Annotated in this window: 21 protein-coding genes and 1 tRNA gene; 11 read left to right on the forward strand and 11 right to left on the reverse strand. The window is 64.2% G+C overall.

Annotated features, from left to right (window positions below; all coding sequences use genetic code 11):
• Nucleotides 1-103 precede the first annotated feature (103 nt).
• The gene (locus tag NHH73_06115; GenBank protein ID USX27860.1) at nucleotides 104-922 is read left to right on the forward strand and encodes an AraC family transcriptional regulator; all 819 of its coding nucleotides are present in this window, start codon (nucleotides 104-106) and stop codon (nucleotides 920-922) included.
• Here the strand turns inward: NHH73_06115 and NHH73_06120 are convergent.
• The 4 genes from NHH73_06120 to NHH73_06135 are packed head-to-tail and all read right to left on the reverse strand — an operon-like array spanning nucleotide 919 to nucleotide 8,599.
• On the reverse strand, nucleotides 919-3,273 hold the full coding sequence (locus tag NHH73_06120; protein ID USX27861.1) for a beta-galactosidase: 2,355 nt from the start codon (nucleotides 3,271-3,273) through the stop codon (nucleotides 919-921). The two genes, NHH73_06115 and NHH73_06120, sit on opposite strands and share 4 nt — an antisense overlap.
• Nucleotides 3,274-3,277: 4 nt before the next feature.
• The gene (locus NHH73_06125) at nucleotides 3,278-4,576 is read right to left on the reverse strand and encodes a DUF2264 domain-containing protein (protein USX27862.1); all 1,299 of its coding nucleotides are present in this window, start codon (nucleotides 4,574-4,576) and stop codon (nucleotides 3,278-3,280) included.
• A 13-nt stretch (nucleotides 4,577-4,589) separates the two neighbouring features.
• Nucleotides 4,590-5,729 carry a glycoside hydrolase family 88 protein gene (locus NHH73_06130; GenBank protein ID USX27863.1) on the reverse strand — a complete coding sequence of 380 codons (1,140 nt, stop codon included), beginning with the start codon at nucleotides 5,727-5,729 and terminating at the stop codon, nucleotides 4,590-4,592.
• Nucleotides 5,730-5,746: 17 nt separating this feature from the next.
• Nucleotides 5,747-8,599 (reverse strand): TonB-dependent receptor, encoded by a 2,853-nt coding sequence (locus tag NHH73_06135; GenBank protein ID USX27864.1) that lies wholly within the window; start codon nucleotides 8,597-8,599, stop codon nucleotides 5,747-5,749.
• 462 nt (nucleotides 8,600-9,061) lie between these two features.
• Here NHH73_06135 and NHH73_06140 point away from each other — a divergent pair, with 462 nt between their 5' ends.
• The 5 genes from NHH73_06140 to NHH73_06160 all read left to right on the forward strand — a co-directional run bounded on the left by NHH73_06140 (nucleotide 9,062) and on the right by NHH73_06160 (nucleotide 14,075).
• Nucleotides 9,062-11,398: a glycoside hydrolase family 31 protein gene (locus NHH73_06140; protein ID USX27865.1), complete on the forward strand. Its 2,337-nt coding sequence runs from the start codon at nucleotides 9,062-9,064 to the stop codon at nucleotides 11,396-11,398.
• A 140-nt stretch (nucleotides 11,399-11,538) separates the two neighbouring features.
• Nucleotides 11,539-12,615: a poly(3-hydroxybutyrate) depolymerase gene (locus NHH73_06145; GenBank protein ID USX27866.1), complete on the forward strand. Its 1,077-nt coding sequence runs from the start codon at nucleotides 11,539-11,541 to the stop codon at nucleotides 12,613-12,615.
• 18 nt (nucleotides 12,616-12,633) lie between these two features.
• The gene (locus NHH73_06150; protein ID USX27867.1) at nucleotides 12,634-13,122 is read left to right on the forward strand and encodes a hypothetical protein; all 489 of its coding nucleotides are present in this window, start codon (nucleotides 12,634-12,636) and stop codon (nucleotides 13,120-13,122) included.
• 177 nt (nucleotides 13,123-13,299) lie between these two features.
• Nucleotides 13,300-13,674, forward strand: coding sequence for a hypothetical protein (locus NHH73_06155; GenBank protein USX27868.1), 375 nt, complete (start codon nucleotides 13,300-13,302; stop codon nucleotides 13,672-13,674).
• Entirely contained in the window at nucleotides 13,668-14,075 is a 408-nt protein-coding gene (locus tag NHH73_06160) for a PIN domain-containing protein (GenBank protein ID USX27869.1), read from the forward strand. The genes NHH73_06155 and NHH73_06160 overlap by 7 nt, the downstream gene beginning before the upstream one ends.
• A gap of 205 nt (nucleotides 14,076-14,280) precedes the next feature.
• Here NHH73_06160 and NHH73_06165 read toward each other — a convergent pair.
• Nucleotides 14,281-14,357: transfer RNA gene (locus NHH73_06165), tRNA-Met, on the reverse strand.
• A 172-nt stretch (nucleotides 14,358-14,529) separates the two neighbouring features.
• Here NHH73_06165 and NHH73_06170 point away from each other — a divergent pair.
• Nucleotides 14,530-14,934 (forward strand): VOC family protein, encoded by a 405-nt coding sequence (locus tag NHH73_06170; protein USX27870.1) that lies wholly within the window; start codon nucleotides 14,530-14,532, stop codon nucleotides 14,932-14,934.
• 22 nt (nucleotides 14,935-14,956) lie between these two features.
• Here the strand turns inward: NHH73_06170 and miaA are convergent, their stop codons facing one another.
• Genes miaA through NHH73_06185 form a run of 3 tightly spaced genes read right to left on the reverse strand, consistent with a single transcriptional unit; the run spans nucleotide 14,957 to nucleotide 18,847 of the window.
• Complete coding sequence (gene miaA / locus NHH73_06175; GenBank protein ID USX27871.1) at nucleotides 14,957-15,913, reverse strand: tRNA (adenosine(37)-N6)-dimethylallyltransferase MiaA; 957 nt, start codon at nucleotides 15,911-15,913, stop codon at nucleotides 14,957-14,959.
• A 1-nt stretch (nucleotide 15,914) separates the two neighbouring features.
• Nucleotides 15,915-17,915 carry a DNA mismatch repair endonuclease MutL gene (gene mutL, locus NHH73_06180; protein USX27872.1) on the reverse strand — a complete coding sequence of 667 codons (2,001 nt, stop codon included), beginning with the start codon at nucleotides 17,913-17,915 and terminating at the stop codon, nucleotides 15,915-15,917.
• Between the two features lie 8 nt (nucleotides 17,916-17,923).
• A complete protein-coding gene (locus tag NHH73_06185) occupies nucleotides 17,924-18,847 on the reverse strand; it encodes a peptidylprolyl isomerase (protein USX27873.1) in 924 nt (307 codons plus the stop codon).
• Nucleotides 18,848-18,984: 137 nt separating this feature from the next.
• Between NHH73_06185 and NHH73_06190 the strand changes: the two genes are divergently transcribed.
• A complete protein-coding gene (locus tag NHH73_06190) occupies nucleotides 18,985-19,629 on the forward strand; it encodes a VTT domain-containing protein (protein USX27874.1) in 645 nt (214 codons plus the stop codon).
• A 169-nt stretch (nucleotides 19,630-19,798) separates the two neighbouring features.
• A complete protein-coding gene (locus tag NHH73_06195; protein USX27875.1) occupies nucleotides 19,799-20,827 on the forward strand; it encodes a carbonic anhydrase family protein in 1,029 nt (342 codons plus the stop codon).
• 14 nt (nucleotides 20,828-20,841) lie between these two features.
• Here the strand turns inward: NHH73_06195 and NHH73_06200 are convergent, their stop codons facing one another.
• From NHH73_06200 to tsaE, 3 genes are read right to left on the reverse strand one after another with little or no spacing between them, the layout of a single operon-like run.
• Nucleotides 20,842-21,684 carry a D-hexose-6-phosphate mutarotase gene (locus NHH73_06200; GenBank protein USX27876.1) on the reverse strand — a complete coding sequence of 281 codons (843 nt, stop codon included), beginning with the start codon at nucleotides 21,682-21,684 and terminating at the stop codon, nucleotides 20,842-20,844.
• Nucleotides 21,685-21,723: 39 nt separating this feature from the next.
• Nucleotides 21,724-23,208: an N-acetylmuramoyl-L-alanine amidase gene (locus tag NHH73_06205; protein USX27877.1), complete on the reverse strand. Its 1,485-nt coding sequence runs from the start codon at nucleotides 23,206-23,208 to the stop codon at nucleotides 21,724-21,726.
• A complete protein-coding gene (gene tsaE / locus NHH73_06210; GenBank protein ID USX29570.1) occupies nucleotides 23,172-23,657 on the reverse strand; it encodes a tRNA (adenosine(37)-N6)-threonylcarbamoyltransferase complex ATPase subunit type 1 TsaE in 486 nt (161 codons plus the stop codon). The genes NHH73_06205 and tsaE overlap by 37 nt, the downstream gene beginning before the upstream one ends.
• A gap of 81 nt (nucleotides 23,658-23,738) precedes the next feature.
• On the opposite strand from tsaE, the gene queG reads away from it, so the two are divergent.
• The gene (gene queG, locus NHH73_06215) at nucleotides 23,739-24,875 is read left to right on the forward strand and encodes a tRNA epoxyqueuosine(34) reductase QueG (protein USX27878.1); all 1,137 of its coding nucleotides are present in this window, start codon (nucleotides 23,739-23,741) and stop codon (nucleotides 24,873-24,875) included.
• Nucleotides 24,876-24,942: 67 nt separating this feature from the next.
• Entirely contained in the window at nucleotides 24,943-26,700 is a 1,758-nt protein-coding gene (locus tag NHH73_06220) for a DUF885 domain-containing protein (GenBank protein USX27879.1), read from the forward strand.
• Nucleotides 26,701-26,702: the final 2 nt, after the last annotated feature.

Consider the following 26,702-nt stretch of genomic DNA (forward strand, 5'->3'; position numbering starts at 1 on the left):
GGGTCCAGCTGTCTTGCACCGCCTGCGCACGTTAAATGACGAAATCGGCACAATCACTAAAAAACAGCAGACTGCGGCGCGGACCGCTGGCACAATCGCAACCATGGACAATTCCTCCCTTCCCGACGACCCGGTCCGCCTCGCGCTGGGCGCAGGCATAGCCGATCCCTTCTTCGCCGAGGCGCTTTTCGACGCGCTGCCGGACGTGGTTTTCTTTGTCAAGGACGCGCAGGGAAGGTATGTCGTGGTCAATCAGACGCTGGTGCAGCGGTGCGGCCGCCGGCACAAAGCGGCGCTGATCGGACGCACCCCGGCCGAGGTGTTCGCCCACCCCTTCGGCCAGTCCTACGTGGCGCAGGACATGGCCGTGCTCGCCGGCGGCAACGACATCGAGGACCAGCTGGAGCTGCATCTATACCCCAGCCGTGATCCCGGCTGGTGCCTGACGCGCAAGACGGCGCTGCGCGACGCCGGCGGCCGCATCGTCGGCCTGACCGGCGTCTCGCGCGACCTGGCGATGGCGGACAAGAAGAATCCCGCCTACCGCAAGGTGGCGGCGGCGGTGAACCTGATACTGGAGCAGTACGGGCAGCCGCTGCATCTGGCCGAGCTGGCGCGCACGGCCAATATGTCGGTGGCGCAGATCGAGCGCTATTTCCTGCGCATTTTCCACCTGACGCCGCGGCAGATGATCATCCAGACCCGCGTCGAGGCGGCGTCGCGCATGCTGGGCGGCGGCGCCAGCGTGGCCGAAATCGCCCAAGCCTGCGGCTACGGCGACCATTCCGCCTTCACGCGCCAGTTCAAGGCCACCACCGGCGTCACCCCGAGCCAGTACCGCCAGCTGGCGGGCAAGGCGCCAACGCAACCCGCCGGCCAGCCGGCGGTCGCGCCGGCGGCCGATGGGCGATTGGCCGGTTAGCCGGTTTTGACCAGCTGCTCGCCGACGTACACGCGGTAGTGGCGTATGCGGCCGGTCACGCCGTCGGCGCCCTGGCGCGGCGTGTAGCGCAAGCCGGCCACCGTATCCGACTGTCCCAGGTCGAGGATGATGCGGTGCGGGTGGACCGGATGCGGCGCCTTGCCGCTGTAGGCGCTATGCCAGAAGTCCGTGGCCTGGCCGTTGATGGCGTTGAGCGCCGAGCCGTCCTCCCTGGTGCGCTCCTCGCTGCTGACATAGGCGATGGTCCAGTTGGACTGGTTCAGCGTCTTGCCGTCCGCGCCAAGCAGCGCCAGTTCCGCGATGGCGGCGAACTGCTTGCCGTCGAAGGCGTCGAGCGACTCCAGGCACACCTGGCGGCCTTTGACGGCCTGCGCGAACTTCACATCCTGGGTCGCGGCGCCGTTCTGGAATTCGCCCTCGTGCGCCGGCTTGACGCCATCCAGCGCCGGCTTGTCGTTGTTCGGCGGCCGCGCCAGATCGAGTTCGGGATGCAGCTTGTCGAGGATCGGCGCCTTCAGTCCGGCGATGCGCGCGCTTTGCGGCCCGGTCAAATCGAGCACCACCACCTCGTTGCGGCCACGCTTGATCCAGGGGCCGGGCAGGTACATGGTCTGCGTCGGTCCGATGTTCCAGTAACGTCCCAGGCAGCGGCCGTTGACCCACACCACGCCCTGGCCCCAGCTCGACATGTCGAGGAAGGTGTCGCCGGTCTGCTGCACGTCGAAGCTGCCACGCCAGAAGGCCGGGCCCTTGGCGCGGCCGGTTTTCCACGTCAGCGGCGGCAGCACGCCGTCGGCGTCGAAGTCGATGGCGCGGATTTCCCAGTTTTCCAGCGGCTGGCCGGCGAAACGCACCGGCCCGTGCATGCCCTTGCGGTCGTGGATCTCGACGCCGAAATTGACCCGGGCGATGGTGTACAACAGGATTTCAAGGGTCACCGTGCGGCTGCGCGCCGGCAGGTCGACCTTGAAGCGTCGGTAGCGCGTGTCCATCGTGCCGACTTGTTTGCCATCGACGTAGACCCAGGCCAGGTCGCGCACCTTGGCCGCTTCCAAGGTGCCGGCCGGACCGGCGGGCAGGGTGACGCGGTAGGACACGAGGCCCCGGCTGATGTCGTACTGCTCGATCGGCTGGGGGGAGACGGCCTTGATGGCGTCGGCCGGCAACGCCGAAGACACCGTCGCCGACTGCTTCATTGTGAACGGCGCGATGGCGATCAGCGGGTTTTGCGGCGGTGGCGGCGGCAGCGTTTCGCCGGCCATCAGGTAGGGCTTCATGCCGTCGCGGTAGGCGTGGAATTTTTCACCCATCCATCCGGCTTCGCTGATCGGGGCGTCGTAGTCGTAGCTGGTGGTGTCCGGACGGAAGGGCCGGTCGCAGCCGCCCCACAGACCGAAGGTGGTGCCGCCGTGCGCCATGTACAGGCTGAAGGAGCCGTTCGCCTTGAGCATGGTCTGGATGTCGGCCACCGCGCCGGCGGCCGAGCCGCGGCGGTGCGGCGCGCCCCAGGTGTCGAACCAGCCGGAGTAGTATTCGCCGCACATGCGCGGCCCTTTCTGCACCTGGTCCAGCACCTTGAAGCCGGCGGTTGGATCGCTGCCGAAGTTAGCCACCGAGAACAGCTCCTTCAAGTGGGTCTTGGCGACGGCGTTGGTCGGATTACACTGGAACAGCGGGACGTCGAAACCTGCGTCCAGCAGCCCTTGGCGCATCTCGCGCATGTAGTCGAGGTCTTCGCCGAAGAAGCCGTACTCGTTCTCGACCTGCACCATCAGGATAGGACCACCCTTGGTGATCTGCTGGGCGCCGAGCGCGCGGCCGACTTCCTTCATCCAGCGCTTGGCCGGCGCCATGTAGTTGGCGTCGCGCGTGCGCAGGAAGCTGTCGCCGGGTTTTTTCAGCAGCCACCATGGCAGGCCGCCCATTTCCCACTCGGCGCAGGCGTAGGGGCCGGGGCGCAGGATCACCCACAGGCCCTCGGCCTGGGCCAGGCGGCAGAATTCGGCCGCGTCGCGCTGGCCGGCCCAATCATATTTACCTTCGCGCCATTCGTGGTAGTTCCAGAACAGGTAGGCGCAGACGGTGTTCAGGCCCATGGCCTTGATGGCTTTCAGACGGTGCGTCCAGTATTCGCGCGGCACGCGGGCGAAGTGCATTTCGCCGCAGCGGATCTGCAGGCGCTGGCCGTCGAGGAGAAAGTCGCTGTCGCCGATGGCGAAGCGCGCGGAGGCGGCGGCGTGTACCTGGGCCGACACCGGCAGCAGCAGGCTGCCCATGGCGGCGCTGGCGCCGCGCAGCACCTCGCGGCGTTTTACGGAATATGTGGTCATAGGATCAGTAGTTGACTGGGTAATCTTTAGGGAAACGGGCGCCGGCGAAGGCTTTTTTCTGGGTCCAGTCCTGCGGCGCCGAGGTCCAGTAGCTGTCGCTTTCCGGCAGGCCCAACGGCAGCAGGCTGGCAGAGGCGATGTACATGCTGCCGTTGTTGGAGTACCAGTCGCCCAGCTCCGGCTGGTGGCCGACGAAGCCGATGGTCAGGTAGCCGTCCTTGGTGAAGTTGGTCGGCGCGGTCCATACGGCCTTGTGCACCGCTTGCAGCGCGGCGCGGATCTGGCCCTCGGGCAGGCTGGCCGGCAGCTGCTTGCGCAGCGCCAGCAGCGCCAGTGGCTGGAACGCCGCCGTGCGGTAGGTCAGCGAGCGGCCGATCGGCGGGAAGCTGCCGTCGGTGGAGATGAAGCGCTCCAGGTGCTCGCTGTAGCGCTGCATGCGCCTGACCGCCTGCGCGCGCAGCTCCTCCGGCTTGCCGTTCCAGAAAGCGCCTTTTTTCTGATCCAGCACGTCGAGGATCTCCACCAGCATCGGATGCATGACGAAGGCGTTGTAGTAGTCGAAGTGGAAGGCGTCGCCGTCCTTGATCCAGCCGTCGCCCACATACCATTCGTTGATCTTGCGGATCGCCACGTTCATGCGCAGCGGGTCGAACTCCTCGCCGATCGACATCAGCCAGGCTTCGTTCATGGCTGCGAACAGCATCCAGTTGATGTACGGCGGTTCGATGCGGCGCAGCGATTTGATCTCGGCGATGATGCGCTGCTTGGTCTTGGCGTCCAGCGGCTCCCACAACGCCTTGGGCGCCCGGATCAGGGCGTTGGTGAAGTAGGCCGAATCGACCAGCGTTTGGCCCGGGCCTTTCCACAGCAGATAGTCGGGATTGGCCGGGTCGACCGAGTTGGTGTAGCTTTGCAGCGCCAGTTGGTGCAGGCGCTTGCGGGTGCGGCCCTCCGGCGTGCCGTCGTCGGCCAACGCCAGCCATGGCGCCACGCCGGCGATCAACCGGCCGAAGCACTCCAGGTAGGCCACGCCCTTGTCGCGGCCATCCCAGGTCGGGCTGACTTCCAGCGCGAAGTTTTTCTTCAGCGTGCCGGCAGCCATATTCGCCAGCACCGGTTCCGTCATCTTTTGCGCCAGCGCGGCCAGTTGCACACGCGCGGTCTTGCCGTCTGCGCCGCCCAACGAAGCCGCTCCCGCAGCCGGCGTCGCCGCGATGGCGCCTTGCGCGCCGAACGCGGCACCGGCGGTTGCACCAGCCGCCGAACCGGCCATCACGGCCTGTATGAAATTACGTCGTTCCATCGTGTCTCCGTTCTTATTTTTTCAGCAGCCGCACCATTTCGGAGGACGCCAGCAGATACGCGCCGACACCGAATGGCGTGGTCGAATTCTGGTCGACCACCTGGCCCGGAATCGCGCGCTCGCCGATCGGCTGCACATAGCCGATGCGGCCGTCCGGTTGCAGCGCCGTCTTGCTGAGGAAGTTCCAGCCCTTGCGTACCGTCGGCAGGTACTCGTCGCGATCAAGCACGCCGTTGTTGATGCCCCACAGGTAGCCGTAGACGAAGAAGGCGGTGCCGCTGGTTTCCGGTCCCGGCGCGTGCGCGGGATCGAGCAGGCTGCGGGTCCAGTAGCCATCATCCGATTGCGCCTTCTTCAGCGCCTGCGCCATGCCCTTGAACTTGGCGACGTAGTCGGCGCGGTGCGCGTCGTCCTTCGGCAGGTCGGCCAGCACCTTGGCCAAGCCGGCGAACACCCAGCCGTCGCCGCGCGACCAGAAGTCCTTCTTGCCGTTGACGCTTTTGTGCTTCGGATAGACGTAGCGCGCGTCGCGGTAATAAAGCCGCTCCTCGCTGTCGTACATGATGCTGTTCGAATAATCGAAATACTCGTGCAGCTTGTCGAGGTATTTGCGCTCGCCGGTGGCCTTGTGCAGCTTGGTCATCACCGGCATCACCATGTACAAGCCGTCCGACCACCACCAGTAGTCCTTCTGCGCGGTGTTCATCTGGTACTCCATCACCTCGCGCGCGCGGGCGATCTTGCGCGGGTCCTTGACCTTGTCCAGTTCATACAGGTCGACGTAGGTCTGGAAGCAGATCTGCCAGTCGCCGAACAACACATGCTCGTCGGTCTCGCCGTACTGGTACTTCCATTTTGTCTTGTCGGTGGATTTCGCGCCCTGCCACTGGTTGTGGATGGCCCAGTCCTCGGAATACTGGCGGTAGCGCGGATTGCCGGTGATCTTGTAGGCTTCCATATTGCCGGTGTGGTAGGCGGCGATGTCCCAGAACGCCCACTTCTGCGGCGTTTCGCGCTGCTGCCAGTAGTCGTTGACCTTGTTGATAATGGCGACGACCTCCTGCTCGGAGGTGTCGACCGCCGGCGGCGGCAGGGTGCCGCAGCCGGCCAAACCGAGCGCGATCGCGCCGGTTGCGAAGAGTCGTTTCATCATAGGTTGGTGATGCTCCCTTAGAGTTTTCCGCGGATGCCGAATTTGATGGTGCGGCCATCATACTTCGCATAGTCCATCCGTGTCTTCTTGCCGCTGCCGTACTGGCCACTGGCGTCTTCGAAGTAGTCGTAGGCCAGCGTATTGCTCAGGTTGAGCGCGTCGATGCGGAACTCCAGCTTGTCGTTGATCTTGTAGCTGATGTTGGCGTCGAGGTAGCCCCGGCCGGCGCGCCAGCGGATCAAATCGTCGCCCAGGTTGCGCGGATTGTCGCCGTTGAGCGATTTGCCCTTGTAGTTATAGGACATGCGCATCGCGATCGGACCGTTCTCGAAATACAGCGTGGTGCTGTAGGCGTACTTCGGCACCGAGTTGACCTCGATCTCCTTGCCGGCGTTGGAGATCCACTTGGCGCTGTTGAACGGATCGATGTGCGTGTAGCTGGCCAGCGCGCCCATGCCGTTGAATGGCGCCGGCAGGAAGCTGAACGCCTGCTGGTAGGCCAGCTCGTAGCCTTTGAGCGTTTGTTCGCCTGCGTTGGTGTAGCTGCGCAGGGTCATGGCCAGGTTGGGGTCCACCCGTCCGTTGGCGTCCTGGAACAGCGGGCCAAGGGCGGTGTCGGGCAGGCCGAGCGAACCGAAGGTGACGATCTGCGTGTTGGCGACGGTGGCGTCGGTCAGCTCCTTCTTGAAGTAGGCCGCCGACAGCAGGCTACCCGGCGAGAAGTACCATTCCAGGCTGGTGTCCAGGTTCTTCGATTGTTGCGGGCGAAGGTTCGGATTGCCCGAGGTGGCGGTGTTGTCGAACTGGTTGGGAATCACGGTTTGCGCGGCGATCACTGACAGCGACGCGCGCGTGATGGTCTTGCCCCACGAAGCGCGCCACATCAGGTTCTCGGTCAGGTCGAAGGCGCCGCTGATGGCCGGCATCACATTGCTGTACGAGCCGTCTTCGTGATTCGGCGAGTAGACCAGGCTAGCACCCTGCTGCTTGAAGTTGTCGATCTTGGTATCGGTGCCGGAGAAGCGCACGCCCGCGTTGATGCGCAACTCTTGGTCGGCCACCTTGCCCTTGAAGTCCGACTGCACAAAGGCTGTCTTGACATCTTCCTGCGCGGTGAAGCTTTGCGAAGGCGTGAATGCCGATCCAGGATTGTAGGTGTTCGGATCGAATTGCGAGTAGAAGTAGTTGCTGTCCCAGGTGCTCCACGAGTGCGGCCAGCCGGCGCCGAAGTCCAGGTGGTCGATCGGCAGGTTGCTGGTCATGGCGTTGCGCATGCCGGCGGCGCCGATGCTGTTCAACTTCGCCGTCGCCAGCGAGGTGCCGTTACGTTTGTTGACGCCCTTGGTGGTCGAGACGAACGTCAGGCCGGCTTTCAGGTGGCCGGTCCATTCGCCGGGCAGGTCGTAGTCCCAGTCGGCGACCACGCGCGCCTGCTTGCCCTTGTCGGTTTCCTTGGTCCAGCCGGTGCTGACGGCGAAACCGCTCCAGTTGTTTGGATCGGTGTAGCTGGTCGGCGACGAGATCGATGGGTAGACATGGTCGCTGCCGTAGTCGATGGTCGATTGCGCGCCATAGATAAAGCCCGACAACTGGCCGGTCGCGCTGGTGGCGCTGCTCTGGTTCAAACTGGCCTGTCCGGTCAGCGTGAATTTGTCGCTGACCTTCCAGCTGCCGTTCAAGGCGCCGTAACCGAATTCGGTTTCGTCCTTGGTATAGCCGGCGCCGGCGTTGTAGGTGGTGTTGGCGAAGGTGCCGGTCAGCAGATTGGTGGCCGGATCGATCTTGACGTTGACCGGAATCAGGCCGTTGTTGCCGTTGGCGCCCGGGGACAAGGTGCGATTGGTGGTTTTGGTGCTGCGCACCAGGATGCCGAACAGCGTCTCCTCGCGGGTGTTCTCCAGCTTCGAGTACATCGTGTCGAAACTGAGGTTGAGCGTCGGCGTCTTCCACTGCAGCGACGACACCAGGCCGTCGCGGGTGCGCTCGTTCTGCGAGCCGTAGAAGCGGTAGATGCGCGGCAGCAGGGCCTTGTCGATCTGGTCGCGGGTGTAGCCCGACAGGTTGGCGCGCGGATCGTCATAGTCCAGGGTCAGCGCGAAATTGCCTTTCACCGGATTCTGGCTGCCGTTGAAGGAGCTGTTGTAGCCGCCCGTCGCCTCGAAGCCGGAGCGGGTGTTGACGCTGCCCGAATGCGAGGCGCCGATCAGGAAGCCCAGTTTGTCCCAGGTGTTCGAGAAGAGCACGAAGCCGTTCGGGTCATGGTGCTTGGAGGCGGTGTTGTAGGTGTCGGTCAGGCCGTAGCGGATGGTGCGCTTCGGATTGTCGAATGGGCGCGGGGTCTGCAGATCGACCACGCCACCGAGGCCGCCCTCGGTCAGTTCGGCCAGCGGCGATTTGTAGAAGTCGACGCGGCCGAACAGCTCCGACGCGAACACGTCGTAGTTGAAGCCGCGCGCTGCGCTGCCGATGGTCGATGTCGACGTGGTGTTGACCGGCGCGCCGTTCAGCGTGGTGACCGAGTAGTCGGTCGGCAGGCCGCGGATCGAGATGCGCTGGCCTTCGCCGGACGATTCGTCGCGGTTCAGGATTACGCCGGGCACGCGCTGCAGCGATTCGGCGACGTTCGCCTCGGGGAATTTTCCGATGTCTTCGGCGACGATGGAATCGCGCACGCCGATGGCCTGGGCTTTGAGGTTGAGCGCCTTCTGGAGGCTGGAGCGGAAACCGGTGACGACCACGGTTTCGACCTTGTCTTGTGCTGCGGGCGCCGCGTCGGCGCCGGCCACTGGGGTTTCTTGCGCAATCACCCCAGGCGTGTACATGGCGGCCAGCGCCAGCGCCACCATTGTCTCCAATGTCTTCTTTTTCATTTTTATCCTCAGTGTTTGATTTCTGGGTTGCCTAAGCCGTCTCCTGCCTGGCAGAGTCAAGACTAGTCAATTAGCAAACACTGAGCAACTCGCGGCAGGGCCGCTGGCGACCGCAAGTTAAACGGTTTCCGTGTGGGAAGAATCCCGTGTTTCCCTCCTGGCGCGCGGGTGAGCGGACACGGGTGACTTGCAAAGGATGAGTAGTTAGTTGCCATAATAGCCACAAACAATCACCAAGATGATTATTTGCGCGTTGTGCTATTCCCACTTCGTATAGGCGGAAGCAATTTTTCTATACGACTTGTGGAAAAAAACCGACGCTTCGAGCAAGGTGATGATTCGGTCTACTTGCCGGCCGGGCGCCCGGCGTTAAATTTCAGTCCGGCGTTTGGTGATTTTCACACTTGCGACACCGGTGTGATCGATACAAACTTATCGGCCTGTCATCACAGGAACCGTGCCATGAAACTGTTTTCACTCCACTCCGCGTCGACGGCGTTCGCCTTCGTTTTCGCCTCATCGGCCACCTTCACCGCCCATGCCGCACCGCTCGTCACGCTCGATCGCAGCGGCGCCTGGGTGGCGGTGCAGGCGTACGGCCCGAACATCGTCCACGTCTCCATCGCCGCCGACAAGGACGAGGCGCTCAAGGCGCCGGGCTATGGCATCATCGCCGAACACGCGGACGCCAGCGGCTTCAAACACACGGCCGGCGCCGACGGCGACACCTTCGCCTCGTCCGCGCTGACGTTGCATGTCAATGCCGCGCCGGCGCCGCGCGTGCCGAGCACCGGCGAGAAGTACTTCGCGCCGCAACTGGCGCCGGTCGGCCTGCAAGTCAAAAACGCCAGGGGCGAGACGATCCTCAGCATGAACGGCTGGGAGATGTCGCCGCACACGGTCAACACCGAAAAGACCTACCAGGTGGGCGCATCGTTTGCCGCGCCGGCCGACGAGCATTACTACGGCATGGGCCAGAACCAGGAATCGACCGGCGCGCTGGACCTGCGCGGCCGCACCATCGACTGCGCCCACTGGTACGACGCGCCGGCCGGCGAGACGGTCTGCGTGCCGTTCATGGTCAGCTCCAAGTCTTATGGCATCGTGTGGGACAACCCGTCGGCCACGCGCTTTGTCGCCGGCATCAACGGGCGCACGGTGTTCCAGTCCAAGGTGGGGGAGCGCGTCAGCTTCTTCGTCATCACCGGTGACAAGCCGGAGGCGCTGTACTCGGGCTATGCGCGGCTGACCGGCAAAACACCGATTCCGCCCAAGGCGGCGTTTGGCCTGATCCAGTCCAAGGCGCGCTACGACAGCCAGGACCTGATGCTCAAGGTGGCCAAGACCTACCGCGAGAAAAAGTATCCGCTCGACGTGATGGTGCTGGACTGGTTCTACTGGACCCGCATGGGCCAGATGGACATCAACCCGGCCGAGTTCCCGGACCCGGACGGCATGAACAAGCAATTCCACGACATGGGCATGCAGTCGATTATCTCGATCTGGCCGCGCTATGAAACGTCGGGCCGCTATTTCAACGAGCTCGATGCCAAGGGCTATCTGCTCAAGGACAAGGATGGCAAGACCGTCGACGGCCTGCCGTTCCGCTCCGACCGCACCGGCGGCTTGATTGACCCGACCAATCCGGCCGCGCGCGCGTGGTTCTGGCAAAAGGCGCGCGACAACATCCTCGCGCGCGGCTTCGACTACCCATGGCTCGACGAGACCGAGCCTGACCTGGTGCCGGACGGCTTCTTCTACGCGATCGGCTCGGGCGACCGTTACCACAACCTGTTCCCGCTGCTGCACGTGGAAGGCGTCGCGCAGGGCATGCGCGCGTGGAAGCCGAACAAGCGCGTGTTGATCCTCTCGCGCGCCGCGTATCTGGGTTCGCAGCGCACCGGCGCGCTGTTCTGGTCTTCGGACATCCATCCAAGCTGGGAAGCGCTGGCGCGGCAGATCCCGACCGGTTTGAACATGACCGCCTCCGGCATCGCCTACTGGGGCAACGACATCGGCGGCTGGCAGGGACTGCCGCAGGCCACCACGGCCACCAAAGCGCCGTTGCTCGATCCATCCGACGCGCGCGACGTGATCGGCCAGTATCACGATTATCCGGAGCTGTTCACGCGCTGGTTCCAGTACGGGACCTTCCTGCCGACGTTGCGCGTGCATGGTGACCGCAAGGGCAATGAATTGTGGTCGTTCGGCCGCGCCGCCGAGACCATCCTGGCCGACTACGACCGTCTGCGTTATCGCCTGATCCCGTATCTGTACTCGAGCGCGAAGACCACCTGGGACACAGGCGCGCCTTTCATGCGGCCGTTGTGGATGGACTTCGCCGGTGATCCGAACGTCGCCAATATCGGCACCGAATACATGTTCGGTCCCGCCTTCCTGGTGGCGCCGGTGACCGAGCAGGGACAGACGCAGAAGGATGTTTATCTGCCGGCGGGCGCCGATTGGTACGACTACTGGACCAACCAGAAATTCAGCGGCGGCCAGTGGGTCAAGGTGGCCGCGCCGATCGAGCGGATCCCGGTGTTCGTCAAGGCGGGATCGATCGTGCCGGTCGGCGCGGACATCCAGTCGACGGCGACCAAACAGGCGATCGCCGCCATCCATGTCTATCCGGGCAGGGATGGAGAGTTCAACCTGTATGACGACGATGGCGCCAGCTACGACTATGAGAAAGGCAAGGGTGCGACCACCACCACCTTGCGCTGGAACGACGCCACGCAGAGTTTGAGCGCCAGCGACAAGGCGTTGGCCAAGCTGGTCAAGGTCATCGGAAAATAGGTTTGAATGAGGCGCCGCCGCAACGCCTCCTGTAAATGTTGATCAATCTCAATAGCTTGCCCCGCATAGATCAATACTATTTCTACGCGGCTGGAACATCGATGCCGATCCGTCCCAAAAGCTAAAACAGGAGGCGTACGATGGTCGCGAGCGCGGGTGAGAAAATTGTTCAACTGGGATCGTATGCGGCGTCGAAGCGGGATAATTCGATCTCCGGCCTGTCGTCCGGCGCCTTCATGACGGTGCAGCTGCACCTGGCACGTTCGGCCAGCTTTTCGGGCGCCGGCATCATCGCCGGCGGACCGTTTCGCTGCGCCGAGACGTATCGCTCGCGCGAGGTGGTGGCCGCCGAAGACGCCTATATAGAGAACTCGCTGTACATCTGTATGAGTCCATTGATCGCGCAAACCTCGCCGGACCCCAAAAAGCTGGCGCAGATGACGCGCGACACCGCGGCGGCTGGCCTGATCGACGATCTGACCAACCTGGCCGACGACCGGCTCTACATTTTCACCGGCAGCCGGGATGACGTGGTGTATTCCGACGTGGTGGCGCGCACCCGCCAGTTCTACGAAATGCTGGGCGTCAAACCGGAAAATATCGCCTACCGCGACGACGTGCCGGCGGGCCATTCCATCATCACCAACAACCCGGAGGATTCCGTGTTGGCGATGAACCAGCCGCCGTACATCAACAACGGCGGTTTCATGCAATCGCACGAGATCCTGGATCATATTTATGAGGGGCTGAAACCGCCCGCCGAGCGTCTGGCGGGGCAGCTGGTCCGTTTCGACCAGACCGAGTTCCTGGGCGCGGACGCGCGCTGGGCCAGCATGAGCCGCTTCGGCTACGCCTACATTCCGTCCCAGGTTGTGGCTGCCAAGGTGGCCGCGCCGCGCGTGCATATCGCCCTGCATGGCTGCAAACAGGGCTACAACTACACCGACTACGTCAACGGCCGCGCCGACACCGCCAACCGGCCGCCCTATGGCAACCGCTATATCACCACCACCGGCTACAACCAGATGGCCGAAAGCAACGACATCATCGTGTTGTACCCGCAAGCCGAAGGCACGGACAACGGCGAGATCCAGAATCCGGACGGTTGCTGGGATTGGTGGGGCTACAGCAGCAAGGATGCCAAGTCGCTTTTCTATTCGCGTGACGCGGTCCAGATCAAGGCCATCCACGCCATGCTCGACCGTCTTTGCGCTTGAAGCCACCAGGAGGATGTCATGACCCAATTTCCCGTTTCCGTCGGATCGAAAACCGGCGCCGCGCCGGACTGCGCTGCCGAGTCAGAGGCGCTCGCGTCGAGTGCACTGACGTCCGTCGCCCATGTGCTGACCACGCACAGGCTGGCGAAAAAATACGCCGCGAGCATGGCCAACAACGGCGCTTTGTCGCTGAGCCTGGCGACGCGGCTGTGGGACCCCGAGGTCTGGAACGAGTCGATGCAGTTACAGGCGGCCATTCTGCGCCGCTTGCAGGCGCAGGGACAGAATTGGCGTACCGGTTGCACGGTGCTGCTGGAAGATTATGGGCAGCTGCGGCAGGCCAACACCATGTCCAAGTTGCTGGAGAAGCAGTGCAATCTGTCGTCGCAGTTCGCCCAGTTGCTGGGCAACCAGGCCACGGATTTCGTCGCGTTGCTGGAAAATATCGATGTGGACTATGGCTACTGGGCCAGCCAGAAGACGTCCGCACCGTCAACGGCTTCGTGAGCCACCAGCGCTGGATCGAGTGCGCTAGCCATGCACAAAAAGGCCGGTTTTGCGTGCTGCTTGTATTCCTCCCCTGTACTAGCCCAACCTTGCACAACTAATGAAGGTCCTCACCGATGGTCCTTCAGCTAATTTGCGCTACACTGTTCTCAATAAATTGACGACGTGAGGTATGTCATGCGAAGAATTATTGTTGATGTTGACGAGCGGGATATAGTCGCCTACGAGGCGCTGGCGCGTGCGAAAAAGGTCGACTTGGTGGAGATCATCAGTGCCCAGATCAAACTCACCGCAGAGCTGCTGAGCAAAGCAGGAACCTTGGCAACAGAAGCGCAGGCGGCCGAAGCGCTGGCGGGTCAAATTCAAAAGGATCTCGCCGCGCTAAGCCTTGATGAGCCTGTGAAGACGGCGCCCGCCGAGAGCACGCTTGAGCAACGACGAGCCGCGCGCCGCGCCATTTTGCGAGGCGACGGCACCCCGCTCTGGAAAGGGGAGGAAGGAAAGCCAAAGGATGGTTTGATTTACGAAAGAGAGCTGCGCGCAGAATGGTAAAAGTCCTCTTTGACACCAACATCCTTATAGACAAAACGCTCAATATTGAACAGGCCGAGATAGAGCTCGCAAACTATGACGATGCCGCGATAAGCGCGATCACCTGGATGGAATCGACAGTAAAGCTCGACGACCAAGCGATCAATGACTTCGACCAACGGTTGGCGCTGACGGGCATCAAGGTGATCCATACGAGCGACGCCATCATGAGGCTCGCCTCAAAGCTGCGTGCAACTTCGAGCACCAAGCTGCCCGATTGCATCATCCGCGCGACGGCGCTGATTGAGGGTAGGACCATCGTCACGCGCAATCCTGGTGACTTCGGCAGCGTCCCGGCCTGTCACGTCCCGTATCGGATAGAGCACGGCAAGGTCATCGATATCAAGCCACCTCTAGAGTAGGCCCGCCAACCGTTGTCGAACGTCTTCTTCATGCGGTTCAGCCTTTATGTCAATCGCCGACGGCCGCCCAAGCTCACTTAGATCTAACCGCATCTCATAGTTGGTCGTGATGTTGTCGCGACTTCATTAGAATTTTACCCGCCACGTACCGGCAGCTGCAAAGAAAAAGCCGCTGAACCTTTCGGATCAGCGGCTTTCGGAATCTTGGTGGTGATAGGTGGACTTGAACCACCGACCCCAGCATTATGAATGCTGTGCTCTAACCAACTGAGCTATATCACCTGCAACGCCCAGCATTATCGGGGTTGGGCTTTGGACTGTCAAGGGTGGTCCAAAGATTTTTCTAAAAAAGTGCGTGCAATCGCGTGGCTGTCGCTAAAACGTTAGCATATTGGTATCCTGATGCTGGTATCCTGACGCCGGGACTATCAGCATATAACGAAATGGAGAGGGTATGGCCACCAATATTTTTGTGAATTTGCCTGTGCGCGACTTGCCGAAATCGGTGCAGTTCTTTACCCACCTCGGCTATTCGTTCAACCAGCATTACACGGACGAGGGCGCCACTTGCATGATCGTCGCCGAAAATATCTTCGTCATGCTGCTGACCGAGGAACGCTTCAAGACCTTCACGCCCAAGCCGCTGAGCGACGCGCGCACCTCGACCGAGGTGCTGGTGTGCCTGCAGGTCGAGTCGCGCGACCAGGTGACGGCGCTGGTCAACAAGGCCATCGAGGCCGGCGGCAGCGCCTACAAGGAGCCGCAGGATCACGGTTTCATGTACGGCCACGGCTTCCAGGACCTCGACGGCCATCTGTGGGAAATCATTTATATGGATTCGGCGCCGCCGACCACGTAAGCGGCGTAGGCGGCGTCAAGGGCTAGCCGAGCTTGTCGGCGATCCGCGCCAGCATGGCGCCGGCCGGGTCGGGCGCCAGGCAGTCCAGCGCCACGCGCTCCGGCATGGAACGCAGCCACGTCAACTGGCGCTTGGCCAGCTGGCGCGTGGCGATGATGCCCGTCTCGCGCATGGTCGCGTAGTCGATCGTCCCGTCCAGATACTCCCACGCTTGCCGGTAGCCGACGCAGCGCATCGACGGCAGTCCCGGATGCAGGTCGCCGCGCCGGCGCAGCACTTCCACCTCGGTGATCAGATTACCGTCCTCGGACTCTTCCAGCATGATGTCGAAGCGGCGCGCGATGCGCTGGTGTAGCACCGCGCGGTCCGACGGCTCCAGCGCGAACGACAGCAGCTCGAACGGCAGTTCGGTCTTTTCCCGCAGCGCCAGCAACTCGGACATCGGCTTGCCGCTCAAGGCGCAGATCTCCAGCGCGCGCTGGATGCGCTGGGCGTCGTTGGGCGCGAGCCGCGCCGCCGTTTCCGGGTCCAGCGCCGCCAGCTTCGCGTGCATCGCCGGCCAGCCGATACGCGCCGCGTCGTCTTCCAGTTCCACGCGCAGCGCGGGATCGGCGCCCGGAAGGTCGTCCAGGCCATCGGCCAGGCCTTTGAAGTACAGCATGGTGCCGCCGACCAGCAAGGGCAGCTTGCCGCGCGCGACGATCTCGTCGACCAGCCGCAGGGTATCGGTGCGGAACTGCGCCACCGAATACGAGTCGAGCGGGTCGAGGATGTCGATCAGGTGGTGCGGCGCGGCGGCGCGTTCCTCGCGCGTGGGCTTGGCGGTGCCGATGTCCATGCCGCGATACACCAGCGCCGAATCGACGGAGATGATCTCGGACGGAATACGCTGGGCGATCGCCAGCGCCGACGCGGTCTTGCCGGAGGCCGTCGGTCCCATGATGGCCACCGCCAACGGCTTTGATACGGATGCATTCATCTTATTGGCCGCGCAGGAAGAGCTTATCGAGCGCGCCGATTTCCACCTGCACCCAAGTCGGGCGCCCGTGGTTGCACTGGTCGGCGCGTTCGGTGATTTCCATCTGGCGCAGCAGGGCGTTCATTTCCTGCGTCGACAGGATGCGGTTGGCGCGCACCGCCGTGTGGCAGGCCAGGGTGCCCAGCAGCTCGTTCTGGCGCTCGATCAGCACGCGCGAGCCGCCGAATTCCCGCACGTCGCGCAGCACGTCGCGCGCCAGCGTCTGGGCGTCGGCGTTCTTCAGCAGCACCGGCACCGAGCGCACCGCCAGCGTGGTCGGGGACAGCGCGGCGATGTCGAAGCCCAGCGCCTGCAACGTCTCCTGGTGCTCCTGCGCGGTGCCCACTTCCACCGCGTCGGCGTAGAAGGTGACGGGGATCAGCAGCGGCTGCACCTGCATCTCCTCGCCGGCGACGCGGCTCTCCAGCGCGGTCTTCAACTGTTCGTAGAGGATGCGTTCATGCGCGGCGTGCATGTCGACCAGCACCAGGCCCTTGGTGTTCTGCGCCAGGATGTAGATGCCGTGCAGCTGCGCCAGCGCAAAACCTAACGGGAACTCTTCCTGCGCCATCGCGGCGGAGGACACGGTGAACGGGCTGGCCTGCGGCAGTGCCATATCCGCTTCGGCGCGGTAGCCGTCGATGCGGCCGGCGCCGCCGAACAACGCGCCGTATTTCTCGGTGCTCTGGGCGACGCCGCCCTCGTTGCCGCCGAAGCGCGGCGCGCCGAAGCCCGCGCCCGTGCCGAAGCCTGGGCCGCTGCCGCCCATACCGCCGGCGTCGCCATTGCGCGATCCGAACGGCGACGGCGAGAAGGTCGGCGAGTAATCGGGATCCAGAAGCGCCGGCCCCAGACCGAACGAGGTTTGTTCGCCGCGCCAGGCCGCACTGCCCAGGCTTTCGGCCGCCGGCAGCGGCGACGGCACGCTGCCGTGCGCGGTGGCCGATGTCGACGCCAGCGCGCGCTGCACCGCGTGGAAGACGAATTGGTGCACCGCGCGGCTGTCGCGGAAGCGCACCTCGATCTTCGACGGGTGGACGTTGACGTCGACCAGCGCCGGATCGAGTTCGAGCGCCAGCACGTAGGAAGGAAAGCGGTCGCCGTGCAGCACGTCCTGGTAGGCGGCTTTGACCGCGTGCACCAGCACCTTGTCGCGCACGAAGCGCCCGTTCACATAAAAGAACTGGCCGTCGGCGCGTGCCTTGGAGGCGGTCGGCAGGCCGGCGTAGCCGTGAAGGCGCAGCGCGCCGCCTCGTTCGTCGATCGGCAGGCGCGCTTCGGCAAAGCCGTCGCCGAGGATGTGGGCGCTGCGTTTGGCCATCTCGCTGACGTTCCAGTGGTCGATGGTGCGGCCGTTGTGAGTGAGCGAGAACGATACATCCGGCCGCGCCAGCGCGATGCGGCGCACGACTTCGGCGCAGTGGCCAAATTCGGTCTGCTCGGACTTGAGGAATTTGCGGCGCGCCGGCGTATTGAAGTACAGGTCCTGCACGTCGATGGTGGTGCCCAGGGAGCCGGACGACGGCGACACGACGCCGTTGTGCGAGCCGACGATTTCCCACGCATGCGCGGCGTCGGCGGTGCGCGAGGTCAGGGTGACTGCGGCCACCGAGGCGATCGAGGCCAGCGCCTCGCCCCGGAAGCCAAGCGTGCCGACGTTTTCCAGGTCGTTCAGGGAGGCGATCTTCGAGGTCGCGTGCCGGGCCAGCGCCAGCGGCATCTGCTCGGGCGGGATGCCGCGCCCGTTGTCGGTGATGGCGATGCGTTTGACGCCGCCTTCCTCCAGCCGCACGGTGATCTGCGTGGCGCCGGCGTCGAGGGCGTTCTCCAGCAGCTCCTTGACGACGGCGGACGGCCGTTCGACCACCTCGCCGGCGGCGATCTGCGAAATCAGCTGGTCGGGCAGGGCCTGGATCGGGCGGGGAGCGGCGGGGGCGAGGGTTTGGGTGTCTGGCGCGTTCATCGCAGCGATTATAACGCCGGGCGCTCGCGCACCGGTATCGGCGCGTTGCACAGCTCCACGTAGTTGGGCGAGAACTTGTTCCAAGGGCCGCCGCGATTGCGCTGCGCCTCGATCACCCGCTTGTAGATCGGCGCCTCGCTGCGCATCACCTCCAGGTTGCTGCGCTCGGCCTCGGGCACGTCGGCCGCCAGGCGCACCGATTTGATCGGCGTCCTGGCTTCGTTCGCACCATAAAAGCCCATCGCCTCGCCGCCGCGCGGCTGCGTCGCCAGCAGCGCCATGCCCGACACCACCCGTCCGATGACCGTCACGTTGCGGTCCAGGTGGCGCGGCGCGTGGCCGTTGACGGCATACAGTTCGGCGCCGCTGCCGCTGTCGGTGTCGTTGTCCCGGCCGATGCCGACCATGCCATAGCAGTGCGCCAGCCAGGTGGTTTTGGTCTTCGGATCGCGTCCGACCGGGAAGCCGTTGGAGTGGCCGATTTGCGGCGCGTAGCCGTCGAAATCCATCTGGCGCACAAAATGCTTATCGTTGGACATGGGGACGGTGAACTCCGCCGTCACCTTGGCCTTGGCGCTGCCGAGCGGCCTGGGTTTTGTTTCGGCGTCCGGATCGCCCCACTGGGCCACGTAGTTGTCCTGCGAGCGCAGTACGGCCAGGCCGTCGAAGTACTTTTCGCCGACGAGGGTCTTGAGGTTGGCGATGCTCAGGGGCGCGAAATCCGGCGCCAGTTCGATCACCACGCGTCCGGCCGGCAGCTCCATGTACAGGGTGTTGTTCGGGTCCAGCGGACGCCAGTCGGCCGGTGTGGATTGTTTGACCAGATCGCCGGCGCTGGGCCGGGCCGGCAGGTCGGCGGCGAAGGCCGTGGCGGCCAGCGCGCTGAGCGGGACTATATAAGTACAAGTACGTAGCAAATCGGTCAGGGACATCCGGAATCTCCTTGGTTGGACGTATCCGCTTGCTGCGGGTACGCGGACGATTGTAAACTGGTTGGGAGGGGCTGGAAACTTCGACCTTTCGCGGCATTGGTGGTGTATGATTCCGGCGCACACTTTATGGGAAGAATATGGATTTTATGCAATTCTTCGACATGATCCTTCATGTCGACAAAACATTAGAAGTGATCATTCAACAATACGGCACCCTGGTTTACGCTGTGCTGTTCGCCATTATTTTCTGCGAAACCGGGCTGGTGGTGCTGTTTTTCTTCCCAGGTGACACACTGTTGTTCATCGCCGGCGCGCTGTGCGCGGTGGGCGAGATGAACCTTGCGCTTCTGATGTTCCTGCTGATTACGGCGGCGGTGACCGGCAATACGCTCAATTACTGGATCGGCGAGGCCATCGGCCAGAAGGTCTTCACCCACGATTACCGCTGGCTCAACAAGGACGCCTTGCGCAAGACCCACGAGTTTTTCGAAAAGCACGGCGGCAAGACCATCGTGCTGGCGCGTTTCGTGCCCGTGGTGCGCACCTTCGCGCCGTTCGTGGCCGGCGTGTCCGACATGACGCATACCCGCTTCCAGCTGTATAACATCACCGGCGCGGTGCTGTGGGTGGTGCTGCTGACCACGGCCGGCTACTTCTTCGGCAACATTCCGCTGGTGCGCGACCACCTGACCGAGATCGTCATGGTCGGCGTCGGCGTGGCCGTGGTGCCGATGTTGCTGGGCGGCGCCTGGAAGCTGGGCCGCCGCGTGATGGGCCGCTAAGCCGCATCCAGCCTCGATCCTTGACGGTTTCAAGCACGCCGCGCGGTCCGCGCGGCGTGTCGCTTTGTAAACTCCCCTGAAATAATTCTCCCCGCCAACGTCGGCGCGTCTCAAGTTTTGCCCAAATGCATCCGTAAACCAGTAGGTAATTCTCTTACTCTGGAAACTCATGCGTACCGTGCCCTCCCTGCTCACCCTGATTGCCTGCTGCTGCGTCGTCACGACCGCCGGCGCCGCAACCGATCCGCCCGTTTCGCCGTCGGCGAAATCCCCGATCGCCGGTGTGGGCAGCGTGCGCGCCGGCGGTGCGTCCGCCGCCAGCGCCGCCAGCGCGTCCAGTGCGGCGTCGCCGGTGCGCAAGCCGACCGAGGGCGACGCCGAGGCCGAACTGTCGGCCAAGATCGCCGCCCGCCTGGCCATCATGCGCGCCAACCAGCAGGCCCGCGCCGCCGCCGCGGCCAAGGCCAAGAAGGCGGCCGTGGTGGCCGCCGCCGCGCCACCGCCGGCGGCGCCCAAATTCTTCAGCAACACCTGGTCCTACGAGGGCGAGACCGGTCCCGCCAACTGGGGCAAGATCAATCCTGCCTGGGCCAAGTGCGGCAGCGGCAACCGCCAGTCGCCGATCGATATCCGCGACGGCATGAAGGTCGAACTGGAACAGATCAGCTTTGACTACCATCCCTCGACGTTCAACGTGACCGACAACGGCCACACGGTGCAGGTGATGGTCGGTGGCGGCAATTTCCTCACGGTGCAGAACCGCATGTATGAACTGGTCCAGTTCCATTTCCACCGGCCGTCGGAGGAGCGCATCAACGGCAAGGGCTATGAGATGGTGGTGCACCTGGTGCACAAGGATGTGGAGGGGCGCATCGCCATGCTGGCGCTGCTGCTGGAGCGCGGCAAGCCGCAGCCGGTGATCCAGACGGTGTGGAACAACCTGCCGCTGGAAAAACTGGAGACCCTGGCGCCGTCGGTGGTGCTCGATCCGATGGACCTGCTGCCGGCGCGGCGCGATTACTTCACCTTCATGGGATCGATGACGACGCCGCCCTGCCAGGAGGGCGTGTTATGGCTGGTGATGAAGGAGCCGGTGCAGGCCTCGCCGGCGCAGCTGGCGCTGTTCAGCCGCCTCTATCCCTTGAATGCGCGGCCGGTCCAGCCGGGCTCCGGCCGCATCGTCAAAGAATCGAACTAAGGACGGGTTTTAAGTCAGTCGGCGCAGATGCGGTGCTTGCCGGTCCAGGTGGCGCTGGCTTCCAGCGGCCGCTGGTCCACGCGCGCCGGCTCGATGCAGACGAAGCGCAGATACTCGTCGTCGGCCAGGTCCACCAGCGCGGCCGCATCGGCCTGACCCGGATTCCACACCACCCATTCGCTGAAACCCTGCTGGTCCAGCCGCAAGGTGGCGTTGGCCGTGTTTAGCGTCAGCGACGGCGTCGATTGGTACAGGCGGTCGTGCTTCTCGGTGAAATGCAGCGCGGGATGCTCCTGCGTGGCCGTATTCAGATGGTGGTCGGTGTACTGCTGGTGTTGCAGGCCGCTGATGCTGGTCGCGCTCAGGTGGCCGACGTCGTAATAGGTGTGCAGCGCCACGCCGAACGGGAAGGCTTGCGCGCCGCTGTTACGGACCGTGAACTCGGCGTCGAGTGCGTCGCCGTGCAGGGTAAAGCGCAAGGTCAACGCGAAGGCGTGCGGCCACGCTTGCGCATGTTCCGCCGCCAGATCGTCCTGATCGAGGCTGAACTCCAGGAAGGAATGGCCGCCGTCGCCGCCGCTGTCCGTCAGGCCCCACGTGCTGACGCGCGCGAAGCCGTGGCGCAGGCCGGGGCCGCGCACATTAAACTGCGGGAAGATGACCGGCACGCCGCCCCGTATCGCCTTGCTGCCGTCGAGCGGCGTTTGCGAACTGACGAACAGGCGCTCCTTGCCGTCGGCGGTTTTCCAGGACAGCAAATGGGCGCCGAACAGCGACACCGTCGCTTGCGCGCCATCGGCGGCGGTGATTTGCACCGCTGGCAGGGCGCCGAATTCAGTCATCGTAACTACAGCCATGGTTCTTCCGTAAAGTGAATGAGGTGGTTAGGTCGGGGTTCAGGTCAGCCGGTTCTTCGCCAGCGGCGGATTCTTGGCGAAATAGCGCCGGATGCCTTTGACGATGGCGTTGGCCATCTGGTTCTGGTAGCCGTCGTCGAGCAGCTTGGCCTCTTCCTCCGGATTGGAGATGAAGGCCGTTTCGATCAGGATGGACGGAATGTCCGGCGCCTTGAGCACCGCGAAGCCGGCCTGCTCGACCGAGCCTTTGTGCAGGCGGTTGATGCCGCCGATCTCGCCCAGCACCGATTTACCCAGCTTCATGCTGTCGTTGATCTGCGCCGTGGTGGACAGGTCGAACAGCACGCTGGCCAGCTGGCGGTCGTGGTTCTTGACGTTGACGCCGCCGATGGTGTCGGCCTGGTTTTCCTTGTCCGCAAGCCAGCGCGCGGCGGTCGATGTGGCGCCTTTTTCCGACAGCACGAACACCGACGAGCCGCGGGCGGACGGCTGCACGAAGGCGTCCGCATGGATCGACACGAACAGGTCGGCCTGCACCTTGCGCGCTTTTTCCACGCGTTTGCCGAGCGGGACGAAGTAGTCGCCGTCGCGCGTGAGCATCACGCGCATGTTGGGCGCTTCCTCCAGCTTGGCCTTGAGGCGCTTGGCGATCGCCAGCACGATGTCTTTTTCCTTGCTGCCGTTCTTGCCGGAGGCGCCAGGGTCTTCGCCGCCATGCCCGGGATCGAGCGCGATGGTGATCATCCGCACAACGTTGTTCTTGTCCGCTTTGTCGGCCTTTTCGGCGGCCCTGGCCTGGGCCTCGGCGGTTTTGACCTGGTCGCGCAGTTCGGCGCGCGGCTCGGCCTTCATGTCCGGCTTGAGCGCGTCGAGCTGTTCCCGAGGCGTCGGGGCGTTGGCGGCCATTTCCGCCTCGCCCGGTTTGAGCGGTGGCATGTCGCCTTTCGGCGTGCTGCCGGCGGCGGCCGACGACGATTCCGGCGGCGGCTTGCCATCGCTGGACCAGTTGCCCTTCTCGATCATCGCCGCGATCGGGTCGACTTCCTTGACGGGGTAGAGGTCGAAGATCAGGCGGTCCTTGTAGTTACCGGCCGGCGGCAGCGTGAAGACCTGCGGCCGCACTTCCTCTTTCAGGTCGAACACCAGGCGCACCACGTTGGGCCGGTTCTGGCCCACGCGCACCTGCTTGATGTACGGGTCGTTGGACTGGATCTTGGCGACCAGGCTTTTGAGCGTCGGATTGAGCTCCAGCCCCTCGATGTCGACCACCATGCGTTCCGGGTCCTTGACGATGAAGTGCGTGGCCTTCAACACGGCGTCGTTCTCCAGCGTGACGCGGGTGTAGTCGTCGGCCGGCCACACGCGCACGGCCAGGATTTGCGCGGCGCTGGCGCGCAGCGGCGCGGCGAGCGAGGTCACGGACAGCATCAGGGTGGCGCCGGCCTTCAGGACGGTGCGCCGCGAGACGGCGGGAGTGGGCTCCGCGCTCACATGTTGGGGGCGAATTTGAGGCTTTGAAGGCATGAGTTACCCAGGGCGGTGGACGCCTGCAATTCTACATCACGGCCGTTGCCGGCCACGGTCAGGTACAGGTCGATGTCGGGCGGTGGCAGCACGCGGTCGGCCTTTTCAGGCCATTCGACGATGCAGATGTTGTCCCCGTTGAAGTCTTCGCGGAAGCCGGCGTCGAGGAATTCCTCGGGGCTGCCCATGCGGTAAAGGTCGAAATGGATGACGCCCACGGCGCGGCCGCCGAGTGCGATGCGATAGGGTTCCGACAAGGTGTAGGTCGGGCTTTTGACGGTGCCGGCGTGGCCCGCCGCGTGCAGCAGGGCGCGGGTGAGGGCGGTCTTGCCGGCCCCCAGGTCGCCGTGAAGGTAGATCGTCAGGCCCGGCGCCAGCGCGCGCGCCAGGGCCGCGCCCAGTGCGGCGGTCGCGGCTTCGTCGTGGAGATGGGCTGTGAAGTGCTGCATCGAATAGAATGTCATGTTGGTGGAATCGCCAGCCATTGTAACCGCCCGCGTCCTTCCGGGGTGTACCCTCATAAGCCACTGATGTCCTTGCCTGTATCCAATTTAGCCGAACTCGCCCTCAGCATCAAGCGCTGGGGCGTGGAACTGGGCTTTGCCGAAATCCGCATCACCGACATCGACCTCAGTCACGCCGAGGCGGGTCTGCGCGCGTGGCTGGACGCCGGCATGCACGGTGAAATGGACTACATGGCCGCCCACGGCATGATGCGCGCCCGCCCGGCCGAACTGGTGCCCGGCACGGTGCGCGTGATCAGCGCGCGCATGAATTATCTGCCGAGGGAGGCGGAAACCGGGCAGGAGGCGGCCACGGAGGCCGGCGATTGGCGCGAGCATGAACGGCGCCGGCTGGCCGATCCCGGCGCCGCCGTCATCTCGGTCTACGCGCGCGGCAGGGATTACCACAAGGTGCTGCGCGCCCGGTTGCAGCAGCTGGCCGACAAGGTCAAGGCCGAAATCGGCGACTTCGGCTACCGCGTGTTCACCGATTCGGCGCCCTTGATGGAGCTGCCGCTGGCCGAAAAGGCGGGCCTGGGCTGGCGCGGCAAGCACACCTTGCTGCTAAGCCGCACCGCCGGCTCGATGTTCTTCATGGGCGAATTCCTGGTCGACTTGCCGCTGCCGGTCGATCCGCCGACCGGCGCCCATTGCGGCCAGTGCTCGGCGTGCATCGACATTTGCCCGACGCAGGCGATCCTGGGGCCGGGGCGCCTGGACGCCCGGCGCTGCGTGTCCTACCTGACCATCGAATTGAAAAGCGCGATTCCGGCCGAGCTGCGGCCCCTGATCGGCAATCGCGTGTACGGCTGCGACGACTGCCAGACCGCCTGCCCGTGGAACAAGTTCGCGCAGCGCGCGGTGCTGCCCGATTTCGACGAGCGCCATGGTTTGGGGAGCGCCTCGATGGTCGAGCTATTCGGCTGGAGCGAAGAGGAATTCAACCGCAAAATGGAGGGCAGTCCGATCCGCCGCATCGGCCATGAGCGCTGGCTGCGCAATCTGGCGGTCGGCCTGGGCAACGCCGCAGCGGCCGGCGCGGCGGGCGACGCGGCGATCGTCGCCGCGCTCACGGCGCGTTTGGCGCACCCGTCGGCGCTGGTGCGCGAGCATGTCGAGTGGGCGCTGGCCTGTCACGCCGAAGGCACCGCGACCCAGGCCTGAGCGCTGGTTCGCGTGGCCCGATTGGGCTACACTCATGCGGTTATTTTCCTTTAAAAGACCGATGCCCATGCAAACTTCAACCAGGTTCATAGCGCTGCTTGCCGGCGCCTCCTTCTCCCTCGCCGCGCAGGCGGTCAGCTTCGACGCATGGGCCGACAAGGTGGCCGACGCAAAGGTGCGCAGCGATCCGGAACAGGCCACGCAGAAGCAGTACTTCAGCGGCAAGGAGCAGGACGCGCTGGACCGCGCGCTGACGCCGAACACGCCGGAATACCGCAAGGCCGAAGTGGCCAAGGCCAAGGCCGCGCTCAAGCAGCTGGCGGCCATCGATCAGAAGCCACTGACGCCGCAGCAGCGCGCCAGCGCCGCCGCCATTGCGTGGAATCTGCAGGGTGCGGTCGACGCGGTGGCGTTCGAGGATCACCAGTTCGTGTTTAACCAGTTCACCGGCCTGCATGTGCAGATGGTGAACTTCCTGTCGCAGCAGCATCCGATCCGCAACCAGCGCGACGTTGAAAACTATCTGGCGCGCCTGAAGTCCGTCGCCGGCAAGATCGACACCGGCATTGCGCGCGCAAAGGGCGCCGCCAGCCGTGGCTTCCTGATGCCGACCTTTATCACGGAATCGGCGATCGGCCAGCTGGACCGCTTCCTCGACGGCGGCGCGGACAAGAACGTGCTGGTCGCCTCGCTGGCGCAGCGCATGGCGGCGTTGAAGGATGTCTCGCCGGAGCAGCAGGTCAAGTTCACGGCGGAGGCCACGGCGACCGTCAAGGAGACCATCCTGCCGGCGTTCGAGCGTACCCGCACGCTGCTGAAGGAACAGCTGCCGCGCACCACCGCCGACGCCGGCCTGTGGCGCCTGCCGAATGGCGACAAGGCCTACGCGCTGGCGTTGCGCCGCATGACCACCACCGACTACACGCCGCAGCAGATCCACGACATCGGCCTGAAGGAAGTGGCGCGCATCGAGAAGGAGATGGATGGTTTGCTGGCATCGCTGGGCTACAAGGAGGGCGGCATCAAGGAGCGCATGGTCAAGCTGGAGGCCGATTCGCAGCCGAAGGAGGCCGATCCGCGACCGGCGATGCTGGCGCGTTACGACGCGTTGATGCGCGACGCCGAGGCGCGCGCGAAGGGTTTGTTCGATATCACGCCGAAGGCGCCGGTAGTAGTCAAGCGCGAGCCGGCGTTCACGGAGAAGACGGCCGCCGCGCATTATTCGGCGCCGGCCAAGGATGGCACGCTGCCGGGTGTCTTCTGGGCGCCGATGCCAGGGCCGGACTTTCGCATCGTCGGCATGCGCACATTGGTGTATCACGAGGCGGTGCCGGGCCATCACTTCCAGATCGCGCTGCAGCAGGAGAATACGGGCTTGCCGCGCTATCGCCGCGACCGCGTGTTCGCATCGGGATCGGCGTATGTCGAGGGCTGGGCGCTGTATGCGGAGCAGCTGGCGTCGGAGAACAAGTGGTATGACGGCGATACCGTTGGACGTTTGGGGCAGCTCGACGCGGAGCTGTTCCGCGCCAAGCGGCTGGTGGTCGATACCGGCCTGCACGCGATGAAGTGGACGCGGCAGCAGGGCATCGATTACGGCATTCCGGCGTCGGAGGTGGAGCGTTATGTGGTGATGCCTGGGCAGGCGTGCGCGTACAAGATCGGCATGATCCGCATCCTCGACCTGCGCGCGAAGGCCGAGAAGGCGCTGGGCGACAAGTTCTCGATCAAGGGCTTCCACAACACGGTGCTGCAGACGGGCGATGTGCCGCTGTCGGTGCTGGAGAAGGTGGTGGACGAGTGGATCGCCACGCAGAAGGGGTGACG

The sequence above is a fragment of the Oxalobacteraceae bacterium OTU3CINTB1 genome (assembly GCA_024123955.1).
In the GTDB taxonomy this organism is placed as follows: domain Bacteria; phylum Pseudomonadota; class Gammaproteobacteria; order Burkholderiales; family Burkholderiaceae_D; genus Rugamonas.

What these genes read in the sequence shown, in the direction of transcription:
- NHH73_06145 (USX27866.1), top strand. Translation starts at nt 11,539, where the DNA reads ATGGTCGCGAGCGCGGGTGAGAAAATTGTTCAACTGGGATCGTATGCG.
- NHH73_06190 (USX27874.1), top strand. Translation starts at nt 18,985, where the DNA reads ATGGATTTTATGCAATTCTTCGACATGATCCTTCATGTCGACAAAACA.
- NHH73_06205 (USX27877.1), bottom strand. Translation starts at nt 23,208, where the DNA reads ATGCCTTCAAAGCCTCAAATTCGCCCCCAACATGTGAGCGCGGAGCCC.
- NHH73_06120 (USX27861.1), bottom strand. Translation starts at nt 3,273, where the DNA reads ATGACCACATATTCCGTAAAACGCCGCGAGGTGCTGCGCGGCGCCAGC.
- mutL (USX27872.1), bottom strand. Translation starts at nt 17,915, where the DNA reads ATGAACGCGCCAGACACCCAAACCCTCGCCCCCGCCGCTCCCCGCCCG.
- NHH73_06115 (USX27860.1), top strand. Translation starts at nt 104, where the DNA reads ATGGACAATTCCTCCCTTCCCGACGACCCGGTCCGCCTCGCGCTGGGC.
- NHH73_06195 (USX27875.1), top strand. Translation starts at nt 19,799, where the DNA reads ATGCGTACCGTGCCCTCCCTGCTCACCCTGATTGCCTGCTGCTGCGTC.
- NHH73_06130 (USX27863.1), bottom strand. Translation starts at nt 5,729, where the DNA reads ATGATGAAACGACTCTTCGCAACCGGCGCGATCGCGCTCGGTTTGGCC.
- NHH73_06200 (USX27876.1), bottom strand. Translation starts at nt 21,684, where the DNA reads ATGGCTGTAGTTACGATGACTGAATTCGGCGCCCTGCCAGCGGTGCAA.
- NHH73_06220 (USX27879.1), top strand. Translation starts at nt 24,943, where the DNA reads ATGCAAACTTCAACCAGGTTCATAGCGCTGCTTGCCGGCGCCTCCTTC.
- miaA (USX27871.1), bottom strand. Translation starts at nt 15,913, where the DNA reads ATGAATGCATCCGTATCAAAGCCGTTGGCGGTGGCCATCATGGGACCG.
- tsaE (USX29570.1), bottom strand. Translation starts at nt 23,657, where the DNA reads ATGCAGCACTTCACAGCCCATCTCCACGACGAAGCCGCGACCGCCGCA.
- NHH73_06140 (USX27865.1), top strand. Translation starts at nt 9,062, where the DNA reads ATGAAACTGTTTTCACTCCACTCCGCGTCGACGGCGTTCGCCTTCGTT.
- NHH73_06150 (USX27867.1), top strand. Translation starts at nt 12,634, where the DNA reads ATGACCCAATTTCCCGTTTCCGTCGGATCGAAAACCGGCGCCGCGCCG.
- NHH73_06125 (USX27862.1), bottom strand. Translation starts at nt 4,576, where the DNA reads ATGGAACGACGTAATTTCATACAGGCCGTGATGGCCGGTTCGGCGGCT.
- NHH73_06170 (USX27870.1), top strand. Translation starts at nt 14,530, where the DNA reads ATGGCCACCAATATTTTTGTGAATTTGCCTGTGCGCGACTTGCCGAAA.
- NHH73_06155 (USX27868.1), top strand. Translation starts at nt 13,300, where the DNA reads ATGCGAAGAATTATTGTTGATGTTGACGAGCGGGATATAGTCGCCTAC.
- queG (USX27878.1), top strand. Translation starts at nt 23,739, where the DNA reads ATGTCCTTGCCTGTATCCAATTTAGCCGAACTCGCCCTCAGCATCAAG.
- NHH73_06160 (USX27869.1), top strand. Translation starts at nt 13,668, where the DNA reads ATGGTAAAAGTCCTCTTTGACACCAACATCCTTATAGACAAAACGCTC.
- NHH73_06135 (USX27864.1), bottom strand. Translation starts at nt 8,599, where the DNA reads ATGAAAAAGAAGACATTGGAGACAATGGTGGCGCTGGCGCTGGCCGCC.
- NHH73_06185 (USX27873.1), bottom strand. Translation starts at nt 18,847, where the DNA reads ATGTCCCTGACCGATTTGCTACGTACTTGTACTTATATAGTCCCGCTC.